22 protein-coding genes are annotated in these 24050 nt (G+C 60.8%); 16 read left to right on the top strand and 6 right to left on the bottom strand.

Annotated features, from left to right (window positions below; genetic code table 11):
* Positions 1-56: 56 nt before the first annotated feature.
* On the bottom strand, positions 57-1388 hold the full coding sequence (locus ACQZ6J_RS01830; protein WP_163987706.1) for an MFS transporter: 1332 nt from the start codon (positions 1386-1388) through the stop codon (positions 57-59).
* Positions 1389-1642: 254 nt separating this feature from the next.
* On the opposite strand from ACQZ6J_RS01830, the gene aqpZ reads away from it, so the two are divergent.
* From aqpZ to ligA, 9 genes are all read left to right on the top strand, one after another.
* Positions 1643-2329, top strand: coding sequence for an aquaporin Z (aqpZ, locus tag ACQZ6J_RS01825; protein WP_163987705.1), 687 nt, complete (start codon positions 1643-1645; stop codon positions 2327-2329).
* Between the two features lie 299 nt (positions 2330-2628).
* Positions 2629-3555 carry a D-alanine--D-alanine ligase gene (locus ACQZ6J_RS01820; protein ID WP_163987759.1) on the top strand — a complete coding sequence of 309 codons (927 nt, stop codon included), beginning with the start codon at positions 2629-2631 and terminating at the stop codon, positions 3553-3555.
* A complete protein-coding gene (locus ACQZ6J_RS01815; protein WP_163987704.1) occupies positions 3543-4475 on the top strand; it encodes a cell division protein FtsQ/DivIB in 933 nt (310 codons plus the stop codon). The genes ACQZ6J_RS01820 and ACQZ6J_RS01815 overlap by 13 nt, the downstream gene beginning before the upstream one ends.
* Positions 4472-5803 carry a cell division protein FtsA gene (gene ftsA, locus ACQZ6J_RS01810; RefSeq protein ID WP_163987703.1) on the top strand — a complete coding sequence of 444 codons (1332 nt, stop codon included), beginning with the start codon at positions 4472-4474 and terminating at the stop codon, positions 5801-5803. The genes ACQZ6J_RS01815 and ftsA overlap by 4 nt, the downstream gene beginning before the upstream one ends.
* A gap of 103 nt (positions 5804-5906) precedes the next feature.
* Complete coding sequence (ftsZ, locus tag ACQZ6J_RS01805; RefSeq protein ID WP_449081525.1) at positions 5907-7643, top strand: cell division protein FtsZ; 1737 nt, start codon at positions 5907-5909, stop codon at positions 7641-7643.
* A 328-nt stretch (positions 7644-7971) separates the two neighbouring features.
* Positions 7972-8928 carry a UDP-3-O-acyl-N-acetylglucosamine deacetylase gene (lpxC, locus tag ACQZ6J_RS01800; protein WP_163987701.1) on the top strand — a complete coding sequence of 319 codons (957 nt, stop codon included), beginning with the start codon at positions 7972-7974 and terminating at the stop codon, positions 8926-8928.
* A gap of 288 nt (positions 8929-9216) precedes the next feature.
* Complete coding sequence (locus ACQZ6J_RS01795; protein WP_204326612.1) at positions 9217-10086, top strand: outer membrane protein assembly factor BamD; 870 nt, start codon at positions 9217-9219, stop codon at positions 10084-10086.
* Positions 10087-10098: 12 nt separating this feature from the next.
* Positions 10099-11772 carry a DNA repair protein RecN gene (gene recN / locus ACQZ6J_RS01790; RefSeq protein WP_449081523.1) on the top strand — a complete coding sequence of 558 codons (1674 nt, stop codon included), beginning with the start codon at positions 10099-10101 and terminating at the stop codon, positions 11770-11772.
* Between the two features lie 120 nt (positions 11773-11892).
* Complete coding sequence (ligA, locus tag ACQZ6J_RS01785) at positions 11893-14043, top strand: NAD-dependent DNA ligase LigA (protein ID WP_163987698.1); 2151 nt, start codon at positions 11893-11895, stop codon at positions 14041-14043.
* Positions 14044-14086: 43 nt separating this feature from the next.
* Here ligA and ACQZ6J_RS01780 read toward each other — a convergent pair whose 3' ends face one another.
* Complete coding sequence (locus tag ACQZ6J_RS01780) at positions 14087-14623, bottom strand: GNAT family N-acetyltransferase (protein ID WP_163987697.1); 537 nt, start codon at positions 14621-14623, stop codon at positions 14087-14089.
* Positions 14624-14964: 341 nt separating this feature from the next.
* Here ACQZ6J_RS01780 and ACQZ6J_RS01775 point away from each other — a divergent pair, with 341 nt between their 5' ends.
* The 3 genes from ACQZ6J_RS01775 to ACQZ6J_RS01765 all read left to right on the top strand — a co-directional run bounded on the left by ACQZ6J_RS01775 (position 14965) and on the right by ACQZ6J_RS01765 (position 16455).
* A complete protein-coding gene (locus ACQZ6J_RS01775; protein WP_163987696.1) occupies positions 14965-15288 on the top strand; it encodes a metalloregulator ArsR/SmtB family transcription factor in 324 nt (107 codons plus the stop codon).
* A gap of 36 nt (positions 15289-15324) precedes the next feature.
* The gene (locus ACQZ6J_RS01770; RefSeq protein ID WP_449081520.1) at positions 15325-15768 is read left to right on the top strand and encodes an SRPBCC family protein; all 444 of its coding nucleotides are present in this window, start codon (positions 15325-15327) and stop codon (positions 15766-15768) included.
* Between the two features lie 192 nt (positions 15769-15960).
* Positions 15961-16455 (top strand): CreA family protein, encoded by a 495-nt coding sequence (locus ACQZ6J_RS01765; protein ID WP_449081518.1) that lies wholly within the window; start codon positions 15961-15963, stop codon positions 16453-16455.
* A 268-nt stretch (positions 16456-16723) separates the two neighbouring features.
* Here ACQZ6J_RS01765 and ACQZ6J_RS01760 read toward each other — a convergent pair whose 3' ends face one another.
* On the bottom strand, positions 16724-17188 hold the full coding sequence (locus tag ACQZ6J_RS01760; RefSeq protein WP_047633896.1) for a chemotaxis protein CheW: 465 nt from the start codon (positions 17186-17188) through the stop codon (positions 16724-16726).
* Positions 17189-17639: 451 nt separating this feature from the next.
* On the opposite strand from ACQZ6J_RS01760, the gene ACQZ6J_RS01755 reads away from it, so the two are divergent.
* From ACQZ6J_RS01755 to ACQZ6J_RS01745, 3 genes are read left to right on the top strand one after another with little or no spacing between them, the layout of a single operon-like run.
* Positions 17640-18242 carry an SCO family protein gene (locus ACQZ6J_RS01755; protein WP_449081516.1) on the top strand — a complete coding sequence of 201 codons (603 nt, stop codon included), beginning with the start codon at positions 17640-17642 and terminating at the stop codon, positions 18240-18242.
* 7 nt (positions 18243-18249) lie between these two features.
* Positions 18250-19398 carry an FAD-dependent oxidoreductase gene (locus ACQZ6J_RS01750; RefSeq protein WP_449081514.1) on the top strand — a complete coding sequence of 383 codons (1149 nt, stop codon included), beginning with the start codon at positions 18250-18252 and terminating at the stop codon, positions 19396-19398.
* Between the two features lie 20 nt (positions 19399-19418).
* Complete coding sequence (locus ACQZ6J_RS01745) at positions 19419-20297, top strand: 50S ribosomal protein L11 methyltransferase (protein WP_449081512.1); 879 nt, start codon at positions 19419-19421, stop codon at positions 20295-20297.
* 199 nt (positions 20298-20496) lie between these two features.
* Here the strand turns inward: ACQZ6J_RS01745 and ACQZ6J_RS01740 are convergent, their stop codons facing one another.
* Positions 20497-20637, bottom strand: coding sequence for a hypothetical protein (locus ACQZ6J_RS01740; protein WP_204326611.1), 141 nt, complete (start codon positions 20635-20637; stop codon positions 20497-20499).
* 343 nt (positions 20638-20980) lie between these two features.
* On the opposite strand from ACQZ6J_RS01740, the gene ACQZ6J_RS01735 reads away from it, so the two are divergent.
* A complete protein-coding gene (locus tag ACQZ6J_RS01735; RefSeq protein WP_449081510.1) occupies positions 20981-22816 on the top strand; it encodes an aminopeptidase P family protein in 1836 nt (611 codons plus the stop codon).
* Positions 22817-22867: 51 nt separating this feature from the next.
* Here ACQZ6J_RS01735 and ACQZ6J_RS01730 read toward each other — a convergent pair whose 3' ends face one another.
* On the bottom strand, positions 22868-23158 hold the full coding sequence (locus ACQZ6J_RS01730) for an AzlD family protein (RefSeq protein WP_449082734.1): 291 nt from the start codon (positions 23156-23158) through the stop codon (positions 22868-22870).
* A gap of 23 nt (positions 23159-23181) precedes the next feature.
* A complete protein-coding gene (locus ACQZ6J_RS01725; RefSeq protein WP_449081508.1) occupies positions 23182-23904 on the bottom strand; it encodes an AzlC family ABC transporter permease in 723 nt (240 codons plus the stop codon).
* Positions 23905-24050: the final 146 nt, after the last annotated feature.

Here is a 24050-nt window from a genome sequence, read left to right as displayed (position 1 = left end):
TTCAAGAAAAAGGCCGGGTTAAAACCCGGCCTTTTCAATTGGTTATCTCGACGTCCTCAGACTTCCTCATTGCCCGACAGCAGAATGCCGATCAGCGAGAGCAAGGCGGCGGCCGCCAGATAATAGCCGACATAGACAAGGCCGTAATTCGTTGCGAGCCATGTGGCGATGTAGGGAGCCAGTGACGCGCCGACGATGCCGCCGAGGTTGAAGGTCATCGATGCGCCGGTATAGCGCACGGTGGTCGGGAAGGGCGCGGCAAGTGCTGCGCCGATCGGACCGTAGGTGAAGCCCATCAACGCCAGGCCGATGATCGAGCAGGCGAAGGCGCCGGCAAGCCCGGCCGTCAGCAGCGACGAGTAGAACAGGCCGAAGATAAGGATACCGACGGTCGTCAGGCTCAGAACCAGCCGGCGCGAATAGCGGTCGGACAGCAGGCCGGAGATCGGAATCGTCAGGCCGAAGAAGACGACGCCGACGAGCTGGACGACAAGGAACTGGCCCTGCGAGAAGCCGAGGCCGGCCGGCAATGGTCCATTGCCCGGAGGCCGGGTGCCCCAGCTCAGGGTGAAAGCCGTCATCAGATAGAACAGCACGAAGGTCGCGACGGCGATGATCGTGCCGAGAATGAGGCTGCGGAGATGCGAGCGGAAGATGACCGCGATCGGAACCGAAACGCGTTCTTCCTTCTCGATCGCGCGCTGGAATTCCGGGGTTTCCGTGATCTTCAGGCGGACGTAGAGGCCGACGACGACCAGCACGAGGCTGATGAGGAAGGGGATACGCCAACCGTAGCTGAGGAAGTCCGCATCGGCCATGCTTTCGCGCAGAATCAGGAAAAGGCCGGCGGAGAGGATGAAGCCGATCGGCGCGCCGAGTTGCGGGAACATGGCGTACCAGCTGCGCTTGCCTTCCGGAGCGTTTTCCGTTGCAAGCAATACCGCGCCGCCCCATTCGCCGCCGAGGCCCAAACCCTGGCCGAGGCGGCAAAGCGCCAGCAGAATCGGTGCGAGAACGCCGATCGATTCATACGTCGGCAGTATGCCGATGATGACGGTCGAAAGACCCATGGTCATCAGAGCCGCGACAAGCGTCGCCTTGCGGCCGATCCGGTCACCGAAATGGCCGAAGATCATCGCGCCGATCGGGCGTGCGAAGAAGGCGATGGAGAAGGTTGCGAAGGATTGCAAGGTTGCCGAAGTCGGATCGCTCGCAGGGAAGAACAGTTTCGGGAAGACGATAACCGCCGCCGTCGCATAAACGTAGAAATCGAAGAATTCGATGGTTGTGCCGATGAGGCTCGCGATCAGAACGCGTGCCGGAGAATTTGCCGCAGCGTTGCTCGATGACGAGGGGGGCGGCGATAGGGGAGATATCGCGTCAGTCATGATCCCACCATTTAGAGGGTTCTAAGGTTTGCTTATTAGGTAAGCCGTGTCCTTAGCGTAATTTTTGTTCGACGCAAACGCCAAACGCGCAAGAAATCAGCGGTTGCGTGCTATTATTTAGCCGCAATTGTTGATTCGTGAGCAATTGGGCGGACGTTTATCGTCGAGTGGGCGTATCTCCGGAGAGTCCTTCCCGGATCTTTTTCATCGATGGTCGATCTTCGCTTCGATTGAGGGCAAAGGAGAAGGGTTTAATGCAGAAAAAACTCATCGCTGAGTTTCTTGGGACATTCTGGCTCGTATTTGGCGGCTGCGGCAGCGCAATCTTTGCCGCGGCGTTTCCGGGCCTCGGTATCGGTTTTCTGGGTGTGGCCTTTGCGTTCGGCCTGACCGTGCTGACCATGGCTTTCGCCGTCGGCGGCATTTCGGGAGGGCATTTCAACCCAGCCGTTTCGGTTGGTCTGACGGTAGCCGGCCGCTTTCCCGGCGGGCAGCTCATTCCCTATATCGTCGCGCAGGTCGTCGGTGCCATCGTCGCTGCCGCCGTGCTCTACCTGATCGCGAGCGGCAAGGCCGATTTCCAACTCGGTGGCTTTGCTGCGAACGGCTATGGGGAACATTCGCCCGGCGGTTATTCGCTGGTCTCGGCATTGGTGGCCGAAATCGTGCTGACCTTGTTCTTCCTCGTCGTGATTCTCGGTGCGACGAGCAGCAAGGTGCCTGCGGGCTTCGCGCCGATCGCCATCGGCCTGACCTTGACGCTGATCCACCTGATCTCGATCCCGATCACCAATACGTCGGTCAATCCCGCCCGTTCGACGGGGCAGGCTTTGTTCGTCGGAGGCTGGGCGCTGCAGCAGCTTTGGCTGTTCTGGGTTGCTCCCATCATCGGCGGAGCATTGGGCGGTCTGGTCTGGAAACTGGTCGACGACAGCGAGTGATATCGGCCTCACTTTAACGCTCTCAGGCCCGCATCGACCCCTCGATGCGGGCCTCTTTGTTTAAAAAAATCCAAATGTAGCACTTTCAAAAGTAGCAACTCTCTGATTCCAATGGCAGAATTCTTTAAGTCGATTTGATTCGTATCATCCGGCCATCCGTGGAGCGGCGGAAAGTTAACGAAAGTAAACGCTTCATTAACCTTAATGTCGTTCTAATCGACCTATTGAAAGCGGGGCGAGAATCGCTGTTAGCGATGCCCGGCAAGCGCAGAGCAGAGACCGTGAAGTCGGGGGTATTGATGGGTGGCAAGCATGTGGCTGTCCTTTTGGGCGGATTTTCCTCGGAGAGGCCTGTCAGCCTTTCTTCGGGGAAGGCATGCGCCGATGCCCTCGAAGCGGAAGGCTTTGAGGTTACCCGCGTCGATGTGGATCACGACGTTGCCAGCCGCCTGGCCGAGCTGAAGCCCGACGTCGTCTTCAATGCGCTGCATGGTCCCTTCGGTGAAGACGGGACCATTCAAGGCATCCTCGAGTATCTTCAGATTCCCTATACGCATTCCGGCGTGCTTGCGTCGGCGCTTGCGATGGACAAGTCCCGCGCGAAAACGGTTGCGGCTGCCGCCGGCATTCCGGTCGCAAGCTCGATCGTCATGGATCGCTTCGATATCGTCGGAGAGCATCCGATGAAGCCGCCTTACGTCGTCAAGCCGGTGCGCGAGGGGTCGAGCTTCGGCGTGGTGATCGTCAAGGAAGATCAGGCGCATCCGCCGCAGATCGTTACGTCGGCCGAATGGCGTTACGGCGACGAGGTGCTTGTGGAGCGCTATATCCATGGGCGGGAGCTGACCTGCGGGGTCATGGGCGACAGGGTTCTCGGCGTCACTGAGATCGTGCCGCTGGGTCATAGCTTCTACGACTATGATGCCAAGTATGCCAAAGGTGGGTCAAAACACGTCTTGCCGGCGGAAATTTCACCGAATCTTTACCAAAAGATACAAACATTATCGTTAAGGGCGCATGAAGCTATCGGCTGCCGCGGCGTCAGTCGATCTGACTTCCGCTTCGATGATCGCTTTTCCGAAGAAGGTGAACTTGTCTGGCTTGAGGTCAATACCCAGCCCGGCATGACCCCTACCTCGCTGGTGCCTGAAATGGCCGCGCATGCCGGCTACTCGTTTGGTGAATTTCTCCGGTGGATGGTGGAGGACGCGTCTTGTTTGCGCTGACGCTCAAAAATATGAGGCGGTCCCGCCATCGCGTTCCGCTCGCCATCGATGATGTCGAGGATGCGTTCGTCCTGCCGCGTCCGCTGCGCCGCGCCGTTCGTTTCCTGGTCAGCCTTGGCTCGGGTCGCGTCAATATTCCCGCTCATACGGGCACGGTTTCCGCCTTCGCGCTCCTCGCTGCGACGGGGCTTTACGGTATGTCGGTCGGCGGCCATACGCAGGACGTTGCGGAAGCCACCACGTCTGCTGCGGGGTTCGCCATCGAAGACGTCAAGGTTTCCGGCAACGACGAGACTTCCGAAATCGAGATCCTGCAGCTTCTTGGCCTGGACGGCACGACGTCGCTCGTTGCGCTCAATGCCGATGCGGCCCGGCAGAAGATTGCGAATCTGCCCTGGGTGCAGAACGTCGAAGTCCGGAAGGTCTATCCGAAGGCCGTTGAGGTGAAGCTCAAGGAGCGCAAGGCCTATGCCATCTGGCAGCATGGTTCCGAGCTTTCTCTGATCCAGAAGGATGGCAGCGTGATTGCGCCGTTGCGCGACAACAAGTTTGCGAAGCTGCCGCTTTTCGTCGGTCGCGACGCTGAAATCGCGGCGGCATCCGTGGAAGACGAGTTTGGCAAATGGCCGGATATCCGCAGCCATGTGAAAGCTTTCGTCCGTGTCGCCGGCCGCCGTTGGGATCTCTATCTCGACAATGGCGTCATCATCAAATTGCCGGAGGACAATATCGATGGCGCGCTCGCTCGGCTGACCACGCTCGACAAGGATGAGAACCTTCTGCAGCGCGATATCGCTGCGGTCGATCTCCGTCTCGACGATCGCACCGCGATCGAACTCACCCCGGATGCCACAACTCGCCGTCAGGCCGCCGTCGATGCAAGAAACAAGGCTTTGAAGAAAGCAGGGCAGGATACATGAGCTTATTCGGTTCGTCCCATTTCGGCCTGCCTCGGTTGAAGCCGCTTTCGTCGAAGCGGTCGCATATCGTTTCCGTTCTCGACATCGGCTCGACGAAAGTCGTCTGCATGATCGGCCGGTTGACGCCGCGCGAAGAAAGCCAGGTTCTGCCGAACCGCACCCATAATATCGAGATTATCGGCATCGGCCATCAGCGTTCCCGCGGGATCAAGACCGGTGTGATCGCCGACCTCGATGCTCTGGAAGGTGTCATCCGGCTCGCCGTCGATGCCGCCGAGCGCATGGCAGGCCTTACGGTCGACAGTCTGATCGTCAACGTGTCGGCCGGCCGTCTCGGCAGCGACATCTATACCGCCACCATCGATCTCGGCGGCCAGGAGGTCGAGGCCAACGACCTGAAGAAGGTTCTTGCCGCGGCCTGCCAGCAGTCGATCCGCCAGGAGCGCGCTGTGCTGCATTCGCTGGCGACCGGATACTCCCTCGATGGCGAGCGCGGTATCCGCGATCCGCTGGCGATGTTCGGCGACGCGCTCGGTGTCGACATGCATGTGGTGACGGCGGAGCGGGCGGCGCTTCGCAATCTGGAGCTCTGCATCAACCGTGCCCACCTTTCGGTCGAAGGCATGGTGGCGACACCTTACGCCAGCGGTCTTGCGGCTCTCGTCGATGACGAAGTCGAGCTTGGCTGCGCCGCCATCGACATGGGTGGCGGCACGACGACGATCTCGGTCTTCGCCGAGGGCAAGCTGGTGCATACCGATGCCGTCAGCCTTGGCGGCCACCACGTCACGACGGACCTTGCCCGCGGCCTTTCCACCCGCATCGAGGATGCGGAGCGCCTGAAGGTCGTCCATGCCTCGGCGCTGGCGAACTCTTCGGAAGAACGTGAACTGATTTCCATCCCGCCGATCGGTGAAGATGAGCGTGACCAGCCGACGCAGGTGCCGAAGGCGCTCGTGTCGCGCATCGTCAAGGCTCGTATCGAGGAAACCCTCGAGCTCATTCGCGATCGCATCCAGCGTTCGGGCTTCAGCCCGATCGTCGGCAAGCGCGTCGTCCTGACGGGCGGTGCCAGCCAGCTGACCGGCCTGCCCGATGTGGCGCGCCGCGTTCTTGCCCGCAATGTCCGTATCGGCCGTCCGATGGGCGTGTCCGGCTTGCCGACTGCAGCCAAGGGGCCGGCTTTTTCGACGGCGGTCGGTCTGATGATCTATCCGCAGGTCGCAGACATGGAAACACATGCGCCGAGCAGCGGTCTGCTCTCGTCGCTTGGCGGTAACAACAGCCGGATCGGCCGTGTCGGCCAATGGTTGAAAGAGAGTTTTTGAGTGCCTGACCCGGAGATGTTTCTTCGGGGTAAGCGTCAGACAAGTGAAATCGAGTGAATTGGCCGGCGTGGCGATGCGGCCATAAAGAGAAGGAACGGGTACAATGACTATCAAGCTGCATAAGCCAGATATCACCGAGCTTAAGCCGCGAATCACCGTGTTCGGTGTTGGTGGCGGTGGCGGCAATGCCGTCAACAACATGATCACGGCAGGCTTGCAGGGCGTCGATTTCGTCGTCGCCAACACCGATGCGCAGGCGCTGACCATGACGAAGGCGGAGCGAATCATCCAGCTCGGCGTCAACGTCACGGAAGGCCTCGGCGCCGGTTCGCAGCCGGAAGTCGGCCGTGCAGCTGCTGAAGAATGCATCGATGAAATCATCGATCACCTGAACGGCACGCATATGTGCTTCGTCACCGCCGGCATGGGCGGCGGCACGGGCACCGGCGCAGCGCCCGTTGTCGCACAGGCAGCCCGCAACAAGGGCATCCTGACCGTCGGCGTTGTTACCAAGCCGTTCCACTTCGAAGGCGGCCGCCGCATGCGCCTCGCCGAAATGGGCATCCAGGAGCTGCAGAAGTCGGTCGATACGCTGATCGTCATACCGAATCAGAACCTGTTCCGCATCGCCAACGACAAGACGACTTTCGCCGACGCGTTCTCGATGGCCGACCAGGTTCTCTATTCGGGCGTTGCCTGCATCACCGATCTGATGGTGAAGGAAGGTCTCATCAACCTCGACTTCGCCGACGTCCGTTCGGTCATGCGTGAAATGGGCCGCGCCATGATGGGCACCGGCGAGGCTTCCGGCCAGGGCCGTGCGATGCAGGCCGCCGAGGCCGCCATTGCCAACCCGCTGCTCGACGAAACCTCGATGAAGGGCGCACAGGGCCTGTTGATCTCGATCACCGGCGGTCGTGACCTCACCCTGTTCGAAGTCGACGAAGCCGCGACCCGCATCCGCGAAGAAGTCGATCCCGACGCCAACATCATCCTCGGCGCCACCTTCGACGAATCGCTTGAAGGCATCATCCGCGTTTCCGTCGTCGCAACCGGCATCGACCGCGCGATGAACGAAGCCGCCGACCGGGGCATGGAATTCCGCCCGGCCGCGAAGCCGGCTATGCGTCCTTCCGCGGCCGCCGCTCCGGTAGCGGCCGCAGCTCAGCCTGCCCACGTCGCGCAGGCCCATACCGCACAGGCTGCCGCGCCGGCTCCTCGCACAGTGGACCCGGTCGCCCAGACCATTCGTGCGGCAGAGGCCGATCTCGAGCGGGAGCTGGAAATCCAGATGGCTCGCCAGGCTCATGCTCAGCAGCAGCAGCCCGCGATGCAGCAGGCTGCCGCGCCGGAAGATAACTTCCGTCCGCAGAGCCGCATCTTCGCGGCAGCGCCGGAAGCTCAGCCGGTCCGTCAGGCTCCGGTTCAGCCGCAGCAGCAGGCACCGGTCATGCATCAGCAGCCGATCATCCGTCAGGCTCCCGAGCAGGTCCGCATGCCGAAGGTGGAAGATTTCCCGCCGGTCGTTAAGGCCGAGCTGGAGCATCGCGCACAGCCGGCAGCCGCTCAGGCTACCGAAGAGCGTGGTCCGATGGGCCTGCTGAAGCGAATCACCAATTCGCTCGGCCGCCGCGAAGAAGATCCGGCTTTCGACGACATGATGGCCCCGACGAACAATGCGGCGCCGCAGCGTCGCGCACCGTCGCCGGAAGCCAGCCTCTATGCTCCGCGTCGCGGCAACCTCGACGATCACGGTCGTCAGGCTCCGCAGGCACGCATGACGAGCCATGAGGACGATCAGCTCGAGATTCCGGCGTTCCTGCGCCGCCAGTCGAACTGACCCGAGATAGGGCGACCTTTTAATAGGTTGCTAACCATCCTGATGAAATCCGGGGCCGAAAGACCCCGGATTTCCTTATTTTAGACCTGATGTCGTATCTGAAATTATCCAACGAATTCAACCTGCTGCTTTCGTAACAAAACGAAAGAAACAGTGATTTGGAATGCGATGCCTCGGCGCGTATGTAGTACCCAGCAAGCCTGCGGAATCACATTCAACGATGAATGTATGTGACGTGCGCAGCATAGTTAACAGACTGAACCGGCGATAAGGGTAAGCGTCCGAAGAGACCGCCCGGCCTGGATCAGATAGACGAAGGCAGAATTACATGGCAATCGGATTGCTTGGTTTTCAGACCACCATTGCAAACCCTGTGACACTTTCGGGTATCGGCGTTCATTCCGGCGCCAATGTGTCGATCACCTTTTATCCCGCCGAAGCCGGCACCGGCGTTGTTTTCCAGCGTCTGCACGATAATGGTGATGTAAGCGAGTTTCGCGCCGTTTCCTCCCAGGTCGGCAATACGGATCTCTGCACGGTTCTGGGCTTCTCTCCGGCGCGCTCCGTCGCGACGGTCGAGCACGTCATGGCAGCGATCTACGCGATCGGCCTCGATAACGTCGTCGTCGAAGTGAGCGGCGCGGAAATGCCGATCATGGACGGCAGTTCCTATCCTTTCATCGAAGCGATTGAGCAGGTCGGCGTCGTGCCGCTTGGCGCCAAGCGCCGCTATATCCGCGTTACCAAGCCGGTGCGTATCGAAGCCGGTGGTTCCTGGTGCGAGTTCCGTCCTTATGACGGCACGCGCTTCGAAGTCGAGATCGATTTCGAATGCCCGCTGATCGGCCGCCAGAAGTGGGAAGGCGACCTGACCGCCGAGACGTTCAAGAGCGAACTTTCGCGCGCCCGCACCTTCGGCTTCATGCGTGATGTCGAGCGCCTCTGGGCTTCGGGCCATGCGCTGGGCTCGTCGCTGGAAAACTCCGTCGTCATCTCCGACGACAACACGGTCATCAACGTCGAAGGCCTGCGCTATGCCAAGGACGAGTTCGTCCGCCACAAGACGCTGGATGCCGTCGGCGACCTGGCGCTTGCCGGCGCGCAGTTCATCGGCTGCTACCGTTCCTATCGCGGTGGCCATCGCATGAACGCCAACGCTCTGAAGGCCTTGCTCAGCGATCCTACGGCCTACGACGTCGTCGAAACTTCGGCGCCGCGTCAGCGCGCCCACAGCCGCGAATTCGTTGCGATCAACGCTCCGGAATTCGCTCCCTGGTCGGCGTGATCGTTCAGGACTGGAATGAAAGAAAGCTGCCGCTCCGATGAGGAGCGGCTCTTTTTTTGACGGGCGACTCGCATGGTTTGCCTTCGATCCTTGCTCGATGGCGAGACAGCGCGGACCTCAATGGGAATTCCCTGTCAAAACAGTGATTAAAGGCTGCCGATATGCGGCCTTTGCCACAAAAATGCGTTAATGCATCATCAATGCGTTGCCCTGATGGTGTTTTTGCGGCTAGAAACGCCAGCGAGAGAACGCCGCCTCCGCAACGACGGTTAGTGGGACAGTCATTCGATGGGTTATGCAAGGTCTGAACGCATGAATATCACAGCACGGGCTTTGCTCGTATCGCTCCTTCTGGCAGGCACCGGTGCGGTGGTGACAGGTTGCAATACGAAGAAGGATATCGACATCACCAAGCTCGGTGTCGATACAGATCCGCCGGAAATGCTCTACAACCAAGGCCTTGCCAATATCAAGGCAGGCAACATGACGGAAGCCGGCAAGAAGTTCGACGCCATCAACCAGCAGCAGCCCTTCTCCGAATGGGCGCGCAAGGCGATGGTGATGAGCACGTTCGTCAAGTATCGCACGGGCCGATATGACGATGCCGTGCAGACGGGCAACAGCTATCTCAAGCAGTATCCCGGTTCGGAAGATGCCGACTACGTCCAGTATCTGGTCGGCTCGTCCTATGCCAAGCAGATCGTCGACGTGACGCAGGACCAGCGTGCGGCGCAGCAGACGATCGAGGCGATGACGAAGCTCGTCAACACCTATCCGAAGTCGCAATATGTCAGCGACGCGCAGGAAAAGATCCGCTTTGCGCGCGACCAGCTCGCCGGCAAGGAAATGCAGATCGGCCGCTACTATCTGGAACGCAAGGATTACCTCGCGGCAATCTCCCGCTTCCGTATCGTCGTGGAGCAATATCCGACCACGAACCAGATCGAGGAAGCGCTGGCGCGCCTGGTCGAAGCCTATTATGCGATGGGCATCGTGCAGGAAGCGCAGACGGCAGCCGCCGTTCTCGGCCACAATTATCCGGACAGCCGCTGGTATAAGGATTCTTATCAGCTGCTGCAGAAGGGTGGCGTGGAGCCGAGCGAAAATTCGGGCTCGTGGATTTCCAGAGCGGGCAAGAAACTTCTTCTCGGGACGTGAGATTGAGCGCAGATGCTGATCCAGCTTTCGATCCGCGATATCGTTCTGATCGAGCGGCTGGATCTCGCCTTCGAGTCCGGGCTCTCGGTGCTGACCGGCGAGACGGGTGCAGGCAAATCCATCCTGCTTGACAGTCTGTCGCTGGCCCTTGGCGGGCGCGGCGATGGCGGTTTGGTGCGTCATGGCGAAGACCGGGGCCAGGTGACCGCGGTTTTCGATGTCGGCACGCAACATCCGGCCCGCAAACTCCTGCGTGAAAACGGCATCGACGATGACGGCGACCTGATCTTTCGCCGCGTCCAGTCCGCTGACGGCCGTACCAAGGCTTTCGTCAATGACCAGGCGCTCAGCGTCCAGCTCATGCGCCAGATCGGGCAGCTTCTCGTCGAAATTCACGGCCAGCATGACGACCGCGCGCTCGTCGATACCGACGCGCATCGCACATTGCTCGATGCCTTCGCCGGTCTCGCCGACGAGGCGCAGGAGGTCGGCAGGCTTCACAAGATCTGGCGCGATACCGACCGCACCTTGAAGAAGCATCGGGAACAGGTGGAGAAGGCCGCACGCGAAGCGGACTATCTGCGCGCTTCCGTCGAGGAGCTGGAGAAGCTCTCGCCGCAGGATGGCGAAGAGGACGAGCTGGCCGAAAAACGCTCGCGGATGATGAAGACCGAGCGCATTGCCGGCGATATCGCCGAGGCTTCGGAGTTCCTCAATGGCAATGCATCACCCGTACCGCACATAGCATCGCTGGTGCGCCGGCTGGAGCGCAAGAGCCATGAAGCGCCCGGCCTGCTTGAAGATACGGTGGCGCTGCTCGATGCCGCTCTCGACCAGCTTTCCAACGCACAGATGGAAGTCGAGGCGGCGCTGCGCAAGACGGAGTATGATCCGCGCGAGCTGGAAAAGGTCGAGGAGCGCCTGTTTGCGCTGCGGGCCGCCTCGCGGAAATATTCGGTGCTGGTCATTGAACTGCCGGCGTTGGCCGAGCGCATGGTTTCGGATCTTGCCGATGTCGATGCGGGCGAGGAGAGGCTGGCACGGCTCGACGCCGAGCTCGCCGCCGCCAAGGCGGACTATGATGTTGCGGCGCGCGGCCTTTCGGAAAAACGCCACCGTGCCGGCGAGGCGCTTGCCGGGGCCGTCATGGCGGAATTGCCGGCGCTGAAGCTTGAGCGGGCGCGTTTCATGGTGGAGATCACCAGCGATCCCGAAGCGGGGACCGCGGACGGCATCGACGTGGTCGAATTCCATGTGCAGACCAACCCCGGCACCCGTCCGGGCCCGATCACCAAGGTCGCGTCCGGGGGCGAACTATCGCGTTTCCTGCTGGCGCTGAAGGTGGCGCTTGCCGACCGCGGCTCGGCGCCGACCCTGGTCTTCGACGAAATCGATACCGGCGTCGGCGGTGCGGTGGCCGACGCGATCGGCCAGCGGCTGAAGCGCCTCTCCGACCGCGTGCAGGTGCTTTCCGTCACGCATGCGCCGCAGGTCGCCGCACGCGCCGCCACGCACCTGCTGATTTCCAAGGGACCAGTCGCTGACGGCTCGGAAAAGATCTCCACGCGTGTTGCGACCATGGAGCCGAAGGACCGCACCGAGGAAATCGCCCGTATGCTCGCAGGCGCTTCGGTGACGGAAGAGGCAAGGGCTGCCGCCAAGCGCTTGCTGGCCGGCAACGGCTGATCGCGGCACTCTTTGTATCGCCGATTTTTCCCTTTGTTTTACGCCTTCCAGTTTGAAAACCGCTTCACACTTTTCCTGGAAGTGCTCTAAAACATCTCCAAAATCGGGGAGTGTAGATTCATGAGCACCGAACAGAGACCCGTCGAAGATTTGACCGAAGAGGAAGCGGCTGCGGCACTTGCCTATCTGGCCGCGGAGATCGCGCGCAACGATGCGCTTTACCATGGCAAGGATGCGCCGGAGATTTCTGATGCGGACTATGATGCGCTGAAGCGGCGTAATGACGCCATCGAGGCGCGGTTTCCGGCTCTGATTCGCGCCGACAGCCCGTCGCGCCGGGTCGGTGCCGCGCCGTCGGAGACGTTTGCGCCCGTCGTGCATGCAAGGCCGATGCTGTCGCTCGACAACACGTTCTCGCAAGAGGACGTCGAGGATTTCGTGGCCAGCGTCTATCGCTTCCTCGGCCGTCTTCCCGACAACTCGATTGCTTTTACCGCCGAACCGAAGATCGACGGCCTTTCCATGTCGATCCGTTACGAGAATGGCCGCATGGTGAATGCCGCGACGCGCGGCGACGGCACGACGGGCGAAAACGTCACCGCCAATATCAGGACCATCAAGGAGATTCCCCAGATCCTGCCGGCCGGGGCGCCTGCGGTCGTCGAGGTGCGCGGCGAGGTCTATATGGCCAAGAGCGACTTCCTGGCGCTGAACGCGCAGATGGAAGCTGAGGGCAAGCAGACTTATGTCAATCCGCGCAATACGGCGGCAGGCTCGCTGCGTCAGCTCGACGCGAAGGTCACGGCAAGCCGCAAGCTGAGATTCTTTGCCTATGCCTGGGGCGAGATGTCGGACATGCCGGCCGATACGCAATACGGCATGGTGCAGGTCTTCAAATCCTGGGGCTTTCCGGTCAACCCGCTCATGGAGCGGCTGCATTCGGTTGCCGATATTCTCGGCCACTACGAGGAGATCGGCCTGCAGCGGCCCGATCTCGACTACGATATCGACGGCGTCGTCTACAAGGTCGATAGCCTGGAGCTGCAAGCACGCCTCGGCTTTCGTTCTCGCTCGCCGCGCTGGGCGACCGCGCATAAGTTCCCGGCGGAACAGGCGTTCACGCGCCTGGTCGATATCGATATCCAGGTCGGCCGCACGGGGGCGCTGACGCCGGTCGCGCGACTGGAGCCGATCACGGTCGGCGGTGTCGTCGTGACCAATGCGACGCTGCACAATGCCGACTACATCAAGGGTATCGGCAACAAGGGTGAGCCGATCCGGGATGGCCGCGATATCCGCATCGGCGACATGGTGATCGTGCAGCGGGCAGGTGACGTCATCCCGCAGATCGTCGATGTCGTGCTGGAGAAGCGCGAGACGTCGAGCACGCCTTACGAGTTCCCCAAGGTCTGCCCGGTTTGCGGCAGCCATGCGGTGCGCGACATCAACGAAAAGACCGGCAAGGTCGATGCCGTCACCCGCTGCACCGGCGGCTTCATCTGCCGTGCGCAGGCGACCGAGCATCTCAAGCATTTCGTCTCGCGCAACGCCTACGATATCGAGGGGCTGGGTTCCAAGCAGATCGACTTCTTCTTCGAAAGCGAGGATCCGGCGCTGCAGGTGCGGACCGCGCCTGACATATTCACGCTGGAAAGGCGGCAGCAGGCTTCGCTCGCCAAGCTGGAAAATATCGATGGTTTCGGCAAGGTCAGTGTCGCGAAGCTCTATGCCGCGATCAACGAGCGGCGGCAGATCGCCTTGCATCGCTTCATCTTCGCGCTTGGCATCCGCCATGTGGGCGAGACGACGGCCAAGCTGCTGGCGCGCTCTTACGGCACGTACAACGCCTTCGAGGCTGCGATGAAGGAAGCCGCACCGCTCGCGGGCGATGCCTGGAACGACCTCAACAATATCGAGGGCATCGGCGAAGTCGTGGCGCGCGCCATCGTCGAATTCTACAAGGAACCGCGCAATACGCAGGTGATCGCGAAGCTGCTGGAGGAGGTTCAGCCTCAAGAGGCCGAGCAACCGCTGACCTCGGGCAGTCCCGTTGCCGGCAAGACAGTCGTGTTTACCGGCTCGCTGGAGAAGTTTACCCGCGACGAGGCCAAGGCGAAGGCCGAGAGCCTCGGCGCCAAGGTTTCCGGGTCGGTTTCGAAGAAGACCGACATCGTCGTCGCGGGGCCGGGCGCAGGCTCGAAGCTCGACAAGGCTCGGGAGTTCAACGTCCAGGTCATGACCGAGGACGAGTGGCTGGATCTGATCGGCTGATGATGGATGGCGACGGGCTCACAACCCGCCGCCAGTATCGTTGTCAGACTATCAGGCGCGCCATGGTGAACGCATCGACATATTCGCCGTTACGGAATGCAAAGGCGCGCAGCCGGCCTTCGGTTTCGAATCCGAATTTCTCGTAGAGCCGGACCGCGGGCGCATTGTCGACATAGACGGTCAGTTCCAGGCGCTTGATCGCCAGCCAGTTGTCGGCGCTGTCGACGAGCGCCGCAAGAAGCGCGGAGCCGATGCCGCAACCCGTGAAATCGTCGTGTACGCCCATGCCGATCTGGCCGATGTGGATCCGTCGGCCGGCGAGCCGGTTCAGGCCGGCATTGCCGACGACCTGTCCGTCTACCTCGGCGACAAGGCCGATCGAGTTGGGCGCCGGCTTCTCCAGCCATTGCCGCGTTTCCTCGACGCTTTGGAAGGGCAGGCGCAAGGTGCCGGCGCGGAAGCCGGGGAGGTTGGCGATCGCGGCGATTGCCTCGGCATCGGACGGGCGCGTTGCGCGAATCTCGATTGGACCGATCGTGCCCGATCGTCGTTTAACGGGGTCTTGCTCTTCGAAGGACATGGGCTCTCCTTGATAGTGATGAGGAGAGCAAGGAGCCTTCAACCCTGCTCGCCTCGGCAGGGTTGAGATGGATCGCGGTCAGCTCAATGCAACACGCCGTCCACTCGCCCCGCAAAGGGAGAGATGGTGTGAAGGTGCATTGTGACGATACGCTTTGCCATTATGGCGCGTATGATCCGATGCAGCGTCGTCATTGTCAATCGCCTCTGCCGATTTCCGTTGACGATGCCACCGTGCTTTCGGAGCGGAGCAAGATTGCCGTTCTCTCTCAATATGGCTTGACAGGCAACCATTTGGTTGCCTATAAGAAGGATAATAGGCAACCAAATGGTTTCGTATCTGTGAATGATGATGCAGTCTTCAAGGCGTTGGCGGATGCCAGCCGACGACAGTTGCTCGACAGGCTCTACGAGCGCAACGGGCAGACCTTGAGTGCGCTCTGCGAAGATCTGGAAATGACCCGGCAGGCGGTGGCCAAGCATCTCGCCATTCTGGAGGAGGCCAATCTGGTGTCGGCCGAGAAGCAGGGGCGCGAGAAGCTGCATTTTATCAATGCGGTCCCGATCAACGGCATTGCCGAACGTTGGATCAACAAGTTCGAGCGCCGGCATCTGAGCGCGCTTTCGGCCTTGAAGAAGGCGCTGGAAGACGAGGGCGGTCAGTAGCCGGCAAGCGTGAATATGCAAACAAGGAGCAATGACATGGCTGGAAGCAAATTCGTCTACGTCACCTTCATCCGTACCACGCCGGAGAAACTCTGGTCGGCGCTGACGGCGCCCGAATTCATCAAGCAGTATTGGTTCGACATGACCCACGATACCGAGTGGAAAGTCGGATCATCATGGAGGATGATCTTTCCGGACGGCCGCGTCGCCGATACGGGAGAGATCGCGGAGTTCGACCCGCCGCGACGGCTCGCCATAAAATGGCGCAACGAGTTTCGTCCGGAACTGAAGGCCGAAGGCTGGTCGCGATGCGTGATGGAGCTGGAGCCGGCGGACAATGCCGTGAAGCTGACCGTCACTCACACGATCGAGGTCGAGAATTCCAAGTTCATCGAGGCTGTTTCCGGTGGCTGGCCGAAGATTCTGTCGAATCTCAAATCGCTGCTGGAAACCGGAACGGTCGCAATCAGCCAGAGATAGCACAGGCTGCTAGCGATTTTCCGCGGACGCCGACGCGCCGATGGGCAAAGCCGTGCCGTTTTCCGCCGGCGAGGGTTCGTTTGTCGGCGGCGGCACGCGGCGGGATGGCAATCCTATCTTGCATCGCCCGTCCGTCATCTTACCTTAGCGATGCCGCTCTCGCTCCCGGCGGCCGTAGTTGGAGGATGATTGATGCGTTCACCCAAGTTGTTTACCGCCATTGCCGCGTCCTTTCTGGCCCTGGCGCCCGTTACCGCTTCCGCCGAGGTTGTCGGCAAGGTCGGCGTGGACTGGACGGGCAATGATATTCTGGTCGATGCGGTGGCGGATCCGGAGGTCGCGGGCGTGACCTGCCATGTGACCTATTTCGACCGCAGCGTTATCGACCGGCTGCGCAAGGGCAACTGGTTCGAGGATCCCTCCAACAATTCCATTGATTGCCGCCAGACCGGCCCGATCGAGATCGGCGACATCAATCTCTCCCAGAGCGGGGAGGAGGTGTTTCGCGCCGGATTGTCGCTGATCTGGAAGAAGCTGGTGGTGACCCGGATCTACGACAAGAAGAACGACACTTTGGTCTATCTCATCCATTCGCGTCAGCTGGTGAACGGTTCGGCCAAGATGGCTATTTCGACGATACCTCTGTTCGGTCAGCAGGTTACGTGGAAGAAGGGTAAGCCCGATTAGCGTTACCAGGATACCGCAGAAACAACCCGTAAAGGAATAATACCAAAAAAAGTCTTACTCTTGGGTTGTCGAATTCCTTCTGGTTGCTTTCGGTTTGCACCTTTTTGATGCAATTTTGCAAACGAACAGGGAGGCGACTCTTGCCCCTGTTCACGGCCTGCATACCGGCGTCATTGGCTACACCCCTGCCAAGGCCGGCTACACGAAAAACGATCGCCCTGAAGCTTGGCTCCAGGGCGATCTTCTTTTTATGGCTAACTTGTTGAAATTAGGCGGCTTGTGCCAGCTGATCCGCAATGACCGTATCGAGGTTGAGGAAGCAGACCATGGTCTTTTCCAGCGCCACGATGCCGCGGCAGAAAGCGCGCTGGGCTTCCGGGATGATTTCCGGTGCTGGTTGCAAATCCTCGCTCTTGATCGACATCATGTCCGATACCTGCTCGACCAGGAGACCGACGAGCTTGCCGGCAATATCCGTGACGATGATGGCCGAGCGCTCCGAAGGCTCCGTCATCTTCATGCCGAGGCGGCAGGCCATGTCGATGACCGGGATCACCGCGCCGCGCAGGTTGATGAGGCCGAGCACGTAAGGCGGCGTATGCGGCATCGGCGTCACCGGCGCCCAGCCGCGGATTTCGCGGATGGCCATGATGTCGATGCAGAATTCCTGATCGCCAAGGTGGAAGGAGACGATTTCCAGATAGGCGCCGGATTGCTTGATGGCGTTCGTCATATTCGAAGACTTCCCGGTTGGCATCGCCGGCAAGCGACGCTCTCGATTGAAAAAGAGTGATCGGCTGGAGCAGCTTGGGCAGCGACAGCGTCCGGTGCTTCGGCGCGAGGCGCCTGGCTTGTCCGGCGGGCGTCATGCCCTTCTGAGATAAAGAAGCTTGCCGGACTTTCCGTCGGCGAGCGAAGTGGAGTTCGATCCTTATCCGGAATGTTGGCGCGGACAGGTTAGGATTGGTTTAACATCGATGTAGATTTCGTCCCGCTAGGCCGCGAAGAGCGGAAAAACGGAATGATCGTGCCCTGAAGGACCTCGAAGCTCATGCTGCGACGATTTCGGCCTCTTCTGAACATCTTCTTGAATTGCGTCCTCCACTTCGAGCCGTTACATCGGCTAGGAGGCCGACCGTGCTGCTTTTGAGGCGCGGTCGCCGGGTCTGGTGAGGAATGCAGTCATGAGAAGCGTGCGGATTTTGGTTTGGGTGGCCGTGTTGGTCGTGGCCGGAATATTGGGTTGGCTGAGCTTTGGCGGCGGCAGATCGCCCGAGGTGGCGGCATCCGGGCCCTATGGCGTGCCTTTCACGCTCGTCTCGCAGAGTGGCCAGCCGATCAGCGAGCAGGCGTTTCGCGGCAAGCCATCGGCCATATTCTTCGGCTATACGCATTGCCCGGACGTCTGCCCGACGACGCTGTTCGAGCTGAACGGCTGGCTGGAGAAGATCGATCCGGATGGCAGCAAGCTCAATGCCTATTTCGTGACCGTCGATCCCGATCGTGACACGCCGGCCATCATGGACCAGTATGTCTCCAACGTTTCCAAGCGCATCACCGGCATTTCCGGGGATCCTGCGAAGGTGATGGACATGGTGAAGGGCTTTCGTGTCTACGCCAAGAAGGTGCCGGTGGACGACAAGCAGCCGAATGGCGACTATACGATGGATCATACCGCTTCCGTTTTCCTGCTGGATTCGGCAGGCCGTTTTGCCGGAACCATCGCCTACGAGGAGGATCCGGATGTGGCGGTGAAGAAGCTGGAGAACCTGATCAAGAAGGGATAGGCGCCGCATGGCCGTAGGGATCGGCGAAGAGGGGAAGTCCAGATCCATATTGATTGCAGGGGCGGGGCCGGTCGGCCTTGCTGCCGCACTGGAACTTGCCCGGCGCGGCTTCTCGCCACGCATTGTCGATGATGGAGCAGGCCCGACGCCGCTGGAAGAAAGCCGCGCACTCGGTGTCAACGCGCGTACGCTGACGCTCCTGTCTCCCTCCGGTGTTGCGGACCATATCATCGCTGCCGCGCAGCCGATCGAGCATTTTCGCGTTCACTCGGGCGAAAAGATGCTCATCCAGCTTGATACGAGACAGGTGCCCGGCCGCGTCAGTGCCATTCGTGCCTTGTCGCAGGGCAATACCGAGCGGCTGTTGCTGGAGGCACTCTCCACCCATGGCATCGTGCCCGAATGGCAGACGGCGGTCGTCGCCGGCGCCATAGCCGATTTTCGGAAGCCGGAGGTCGTTTTGCACAAGGCCGATGGGTCGGCGGAGACGGTTCGGCCGGATATCCTGATCGGCGCCGACGGGGCGCATTCGGTCATCCGCAAGGCGCTGGGCGCCGGTTTTCCGGGCGAGGCGCTCGAGGCCTCCTTCTATCTCGTCGATTTTCGTTATGCAGGCCCGGTCGACACGCATTACGGCGAGGTATCGATATTCGATCCCGGCATGGTCGCGCGCTTGCCGGTGGCGGCCGACATCATCCGCTATCTTTCGACGCTGGAGGATTTCGAAAGCCGCATCGTTCATCCGGCTCCGGTTGCCGAGAAGACGTGGACATCGCAATTTCGCATCAACTTCCGGCATGTCGAGCCGATGGCCAAGGGGAATGTGTTTCTTGCCGGCGACGCCGCGCACATCCATTCGCCTGCCGGCGCACGGGGCATGAATCTCGGCATCGAGGATGCTTGCTGGCTTGCGTGGCTCATTGCGGAAGGCCGCGAACAGGAGTATTCGGGCCTCAGAATTCCCGCCGTGAAGCAGGTTTTGAAGCAGACCTACGGCCTGACGCGGCTGGTAACCATGAGAAATCCGCTTGCGATCGCAGCGCGCAATCTCCTTGCGCCGCTGCTTTTGCGTTTCGGTCCGGCGCGTAGGGCTCTCCTTCAGAGCATAGCCGGCTATGACACGAAAAGACCGCCCTGGATCGACTGGGCCGAATAGAAACGAGAAAGAGCGACGAGTTGAGCGAGATTCGCCTTTATGTGACGACGACCGAGAAAAGGGCCGAGCAGATCCTGGATTTGATGACGCCGGTTTTCGAGGACGAAGAGTTTCCGATTGCAACGACGGAAATCGACGAGAAGAACGATGTCTGGGAAGCTTCGATCTATCTGTATGCTACGGATGAAGACGAGGTATACGGCCGGTTCGAAGCTCTTCTAAAGCCTCAGTTTGCTGAACTTGCCATTCAAAGGGAGGTGCTTCCCGATATCGACTGGATCGCCAAGTCGCTGGAAGGGCTGAAGCCCGTGCGTGCCGGCCGCTTCCTCGTTCATGGTTCGCATGATCGCGACAAGGTCGGTGCCAGCGATATCGCGATCGAGATCGAGGCCGGCCAGGCCTTCGGCACCGGCCATCATGGGACGACGGCAGGTTGCCTGGAGACGATCGAGACGGTTCTTGCCAGCCGCCGCGTGCGCAATGCGCTCGATCTCGGCACCGGCAGCGGCGTTCTGGCGATTGCCGTGCGCAAGCTGCGAAACATTCCGATTCTGGCGACCGATATCGATCCGGTTGCCGTCCGGGTCGCCCGCGAGAATGTTCGCGGCAATGGAATCGTTTCGGGTATCGCGTTGGAGACCGCGCCGGGCTTTCACTCCACGGCCTTTTCCCGTCACGGGCCCTTCGACCTGATTATCGCCAACATTCTTGCGCGTCCGCTCATCAAGATGGCGCCACAGCTTGTCGCCCATCTGGCGCCGGGCGGCTCGGTCATTCTATCGGGCATCCTCGCGGAGCAGCGCTGGAAGGTTCTTGCCGCCTATAATGGCGCGAAGCTGCGTCATGTGCGCACGATCTGGCGCAATGGCTGGGTTACCATCCATCTCGACCGGCCTTGAGCCGGTCACTTTCCTGATACGATCGCAGACAAAAAAAGGCGGTGCCGAAGCACCGCCTTGAAGATCGACTTTCGCCGATCTTGCCCGCGAGCGTGTGGAGGAGGAGTGCTCAAGCGGGCTCTAGCGTTCTGATCGCGATCCGGGAGGGAGGAGGAGAACCGGATTGCGGTCGGCTTAGAACGCGTAGCTCATAAATCTCTTAGCGGTGACCGCCACGGCTTGCGCCGATTGCCTTGGCGGTTTCGACTTCGAGCTGACGAAGCGAGCCGACAGAGTGGCGTACGGTGCGACGCTCGCCAGCCAGCGCCGGGCTAACATATGCGGAGCGGGTGATAGGCATTGTTTTCAGTCCTTAGTTTGAGCTGGTTCTTCGTGAACCCCGTTTGATGACGCGGATATAGCGACTCGTCCGTCGGCGTGGCAGGGGGGCGGCCTCATGGGAGCTATGCGCGTTATGCATATTGCCTGCCGTGAAGATGTCATATTTGGCCAGCCATGCTCATGAAATGGGCGGATTCGTTAACGGTGAGAGACCGGTCAGGGCGCTGGAGGAGGGGGAGACGTGGCCCTTGTCGCGCATATTGCCATCGTGACCGAAAATCACGTCGCACTTCGCGCAATCATGCTCTAACATACTGGCAGCATTCAGTTTCGCGGATTCTTCACCAGTCTTGGATCAGGCCATGTTTCAGTCTTTCGACGTCACTTCCACCCCGCAATTCGGTCGCGAGAGGGTCGCCGGTCTGCGCGCCGCTTTCAGCGATCTCGGCATTGACGGCTTCCTCGTACCGCGTGCCGACGAGTATCAGGGCGAGTATGTACCCAGATGTTCGGAGCGCCTTGCGTGGCTCACCGGCTTCACGGGATCGGCAGGTGTTGCTCTTGTGACACAGTCCGAGGCAGTCGTCTTCGTCGATGGCCGCTATGTGACGCAGCTTGCCGAGCAGGTGGACCGAACCGTCTTCACCGGCGGCGATCTGGTGAACGAGCCGCCGCATCTCTGGCTGCCACGCCATGCGAAGAAAGGCTTCCGGCTCGGCATCGATCCGTGGCTGCATACCGGCGCAGAGGTGCGCCGGCTGGAGAAGGCACTGGCTGAAATCGACGGCAAGCTCGTCTTTCTCCCGCACAACCCGCTCGACAAGCTTTGGACGGACCGGCCGGCTGAGCCGCTCGGCGGCGTCATCATTCAGGATATCGCGCAGGCTGGCGTCCTGGCGAAGGACAAGCTTGCGACCATCGCCGCCAATCTCAAGGAAAAGAATTTGAAGGCGGTGCTGATTACCGATCCGTCTTCCGTCGCCTGGATTTTCAACATCCGTGGCAGCGACGTGCCGCATACGCCGCACCCCTTGGCGCGCGCCATCATCTATGCGGAAGGCGAGGCCGAACTCTTCCTCGACAAGCGCAAGACCAAGGTTGAGGCGGAAGCCTATCTGACTCAGATCTGCAAGCAGCTGCCGCCGTCCGAACTCGTCAAGCGGCTGGCCATTGCCGCCGCCAATGGCGGACGCATCCTGATCGATCCGGATCTTGCTTCCCACGCGCTTACGGACCTCATTCGCCACGAGGGCGGCGATGTCGTGGAGGGCAATGATCCGGCCAAGCTGCCACGCGCCTGCAAGAATGCCGCCGAAATCAACGGATCGGCAGCCGCCCATCTGCAGGATGGCGCCGCCATGGTCGAATTCCTCTACTGGCTGGAGACGAGCAAGCCGGGAACCGTGACGGAGATTGCCGCCGCCGAACGGCTGGAAGCCTGCCGCGCCCGAGTCGGCGAAAGCATGCAGAACCCGCTGAAGGACATTTCCTTCGATACGATTTCTGGCGCCGGCGAACATGCCGCCATCATGCACTACCGCGTGACGACGGCGAGCGACCGGCCGATACAGGCCGGCGAACTGTTTCTGATCGATTCGGGTGCGCAATACATCAACGGCACCACGGACATCACTCGCACCGTCGGCATCGGCCTCGTCTCCGAAGAGCAGAAGCGCCTGTTCACGCTGGTGCTGAAGGGGATGATCGCCATCAGCACGGCGCGTTTTCCGAAGGGCACGCGCGGCTGCGACCTCGATCCGCTCGCGCGCATCGCGCTCTGGAAGGCTGGCGTCGATTTCGCCCACGGCACCGGTCACGGTGTCGGCTCCTATCTTTCGGTGCATGAGGGACCGCAGCGCATAGCGCGGCTCGCGGTGCAGGAGCTGCTGCCGGGCATGATCCTCTCCAACGAACCCGGCTACTATCGCCCCGGCCATTTCGGCATCCGCATCGAGAACCTGATCTATATCCGCGATCCCGAGGAGATCGAGGGCGGCGATATGCCGATGCTGGGTTTCGAAACGCTGACCTTCTGCCCGATCGACCGCAGTCTCGTGCTTGTCGAGCTGCTGACGCATGAGGAGCTGCACTGGCTGAACGAGTACCATGCCCGGACGCGCGAGGCGCTCATGCCGTTGATCCACGATCATGACATCCGGGCCTGGCTTGAAAATGCCACGCTCGAGCTCAGCCACTGAGAAACGCTGACCCCATTCGGCTTTGAAAGCCGGATGGGGTCCTGGAACGTCTCAAGCGCCGATGGAATGGCGCCATGCCATCACGACGACCCAGCCCGCGACCAGCATATAGGTCGACGGATAGCGCAGGCCGACGAGAAGGGCTGCCAGCATCGCTACCTTGGTGTCCCAGCCGCCGATGAAGAAGGCGGGCGCGACGAGGGTGGTGAGCACGGCGGCGGGAACGGCATTCAATGCCGCTTCGACGCGCGGCGGAATGCGGGTCATCTTGACGATGAGGATGTAGCCGCCGATGCGGGTCAGGAAGGTCACCACGGCCGCGGCCGCAATCAGCAGGACCATGTGCGGGTTGAAATCGAGCACGGTCAGACCTCGTGGTTTTCGTGAGCGAGGTCTGGCTTGCGGTTGGCTTTGATCGGCGGCAGCATGGCGGCAAGCGCAACGCCGGCGAGCGCGCCGATGCTGACATGCCAGGGCGAGCCGACATAACGATACGCGATGGCCGATGCCACGGCGCTGGCGGCCACGACCGGCAGGAAGTTGTCGCGCTTGCGGAAGCCCAGGACGATGCCGAGGAAATAGATCGGCAACAAGATATCGAGGCCGATGGCCCTCGGATCGCCGATCAGGCTGCCGAGGAGGCCGCCGATCAGGCTTATGAGCACCCAGGGAATGTAGACCATCGTCGCAAAGCCCATGTACCAGACGAAGGTGATGGGCTTGCCGCTTTCATGGCGTTTGATCGTTTCTGCAAATTGCGGATCGACCAGCAGGAAGAAGGTGAAGAATTTTTCCACCAGGCTAAAGTGCCTGATATAGCGCGCGATTGCAGCCGAATAGAGCACATGGCGGAAGTTCACCGCAAGGATCGACAGCACGATAAGCCAGGCCTGGACATTGTGGCCGAAGAGATCCAGCCCGACCATCTGGCTGGCGCCGGCATAGACCGTGCCGCTCATCAAAGTCAGCTCGCCGAGCGACATGCCCTGATCGCGCGCCAGCGCGCCGAACAGGGCGCCGAAGGGCGCTGCGGCAAGGCCGACGGGAATGCCACCCTTCAACCCTTCAAGAAATTCCGCGCGACTCATGGTCCGCTCTGCCCTTCATGGAAAACCCGGCATATGCCGGATGCTATATTTGCATTCCGTGGCGCGAATCGTGTGCGGCAGGGGCGCAGCCCCGCGCACCGGCTCCTCCCGCCGCTCAATGGCCGGAGCAGTAAGCCGTGCGTACA

The sequence above is a fragment of the Rhizobium sp. A37_96 genome (assembly GCF_053521765.1).
This window is presented reverse-complemented; position numbering and strand designations above follow the sequence as displayed.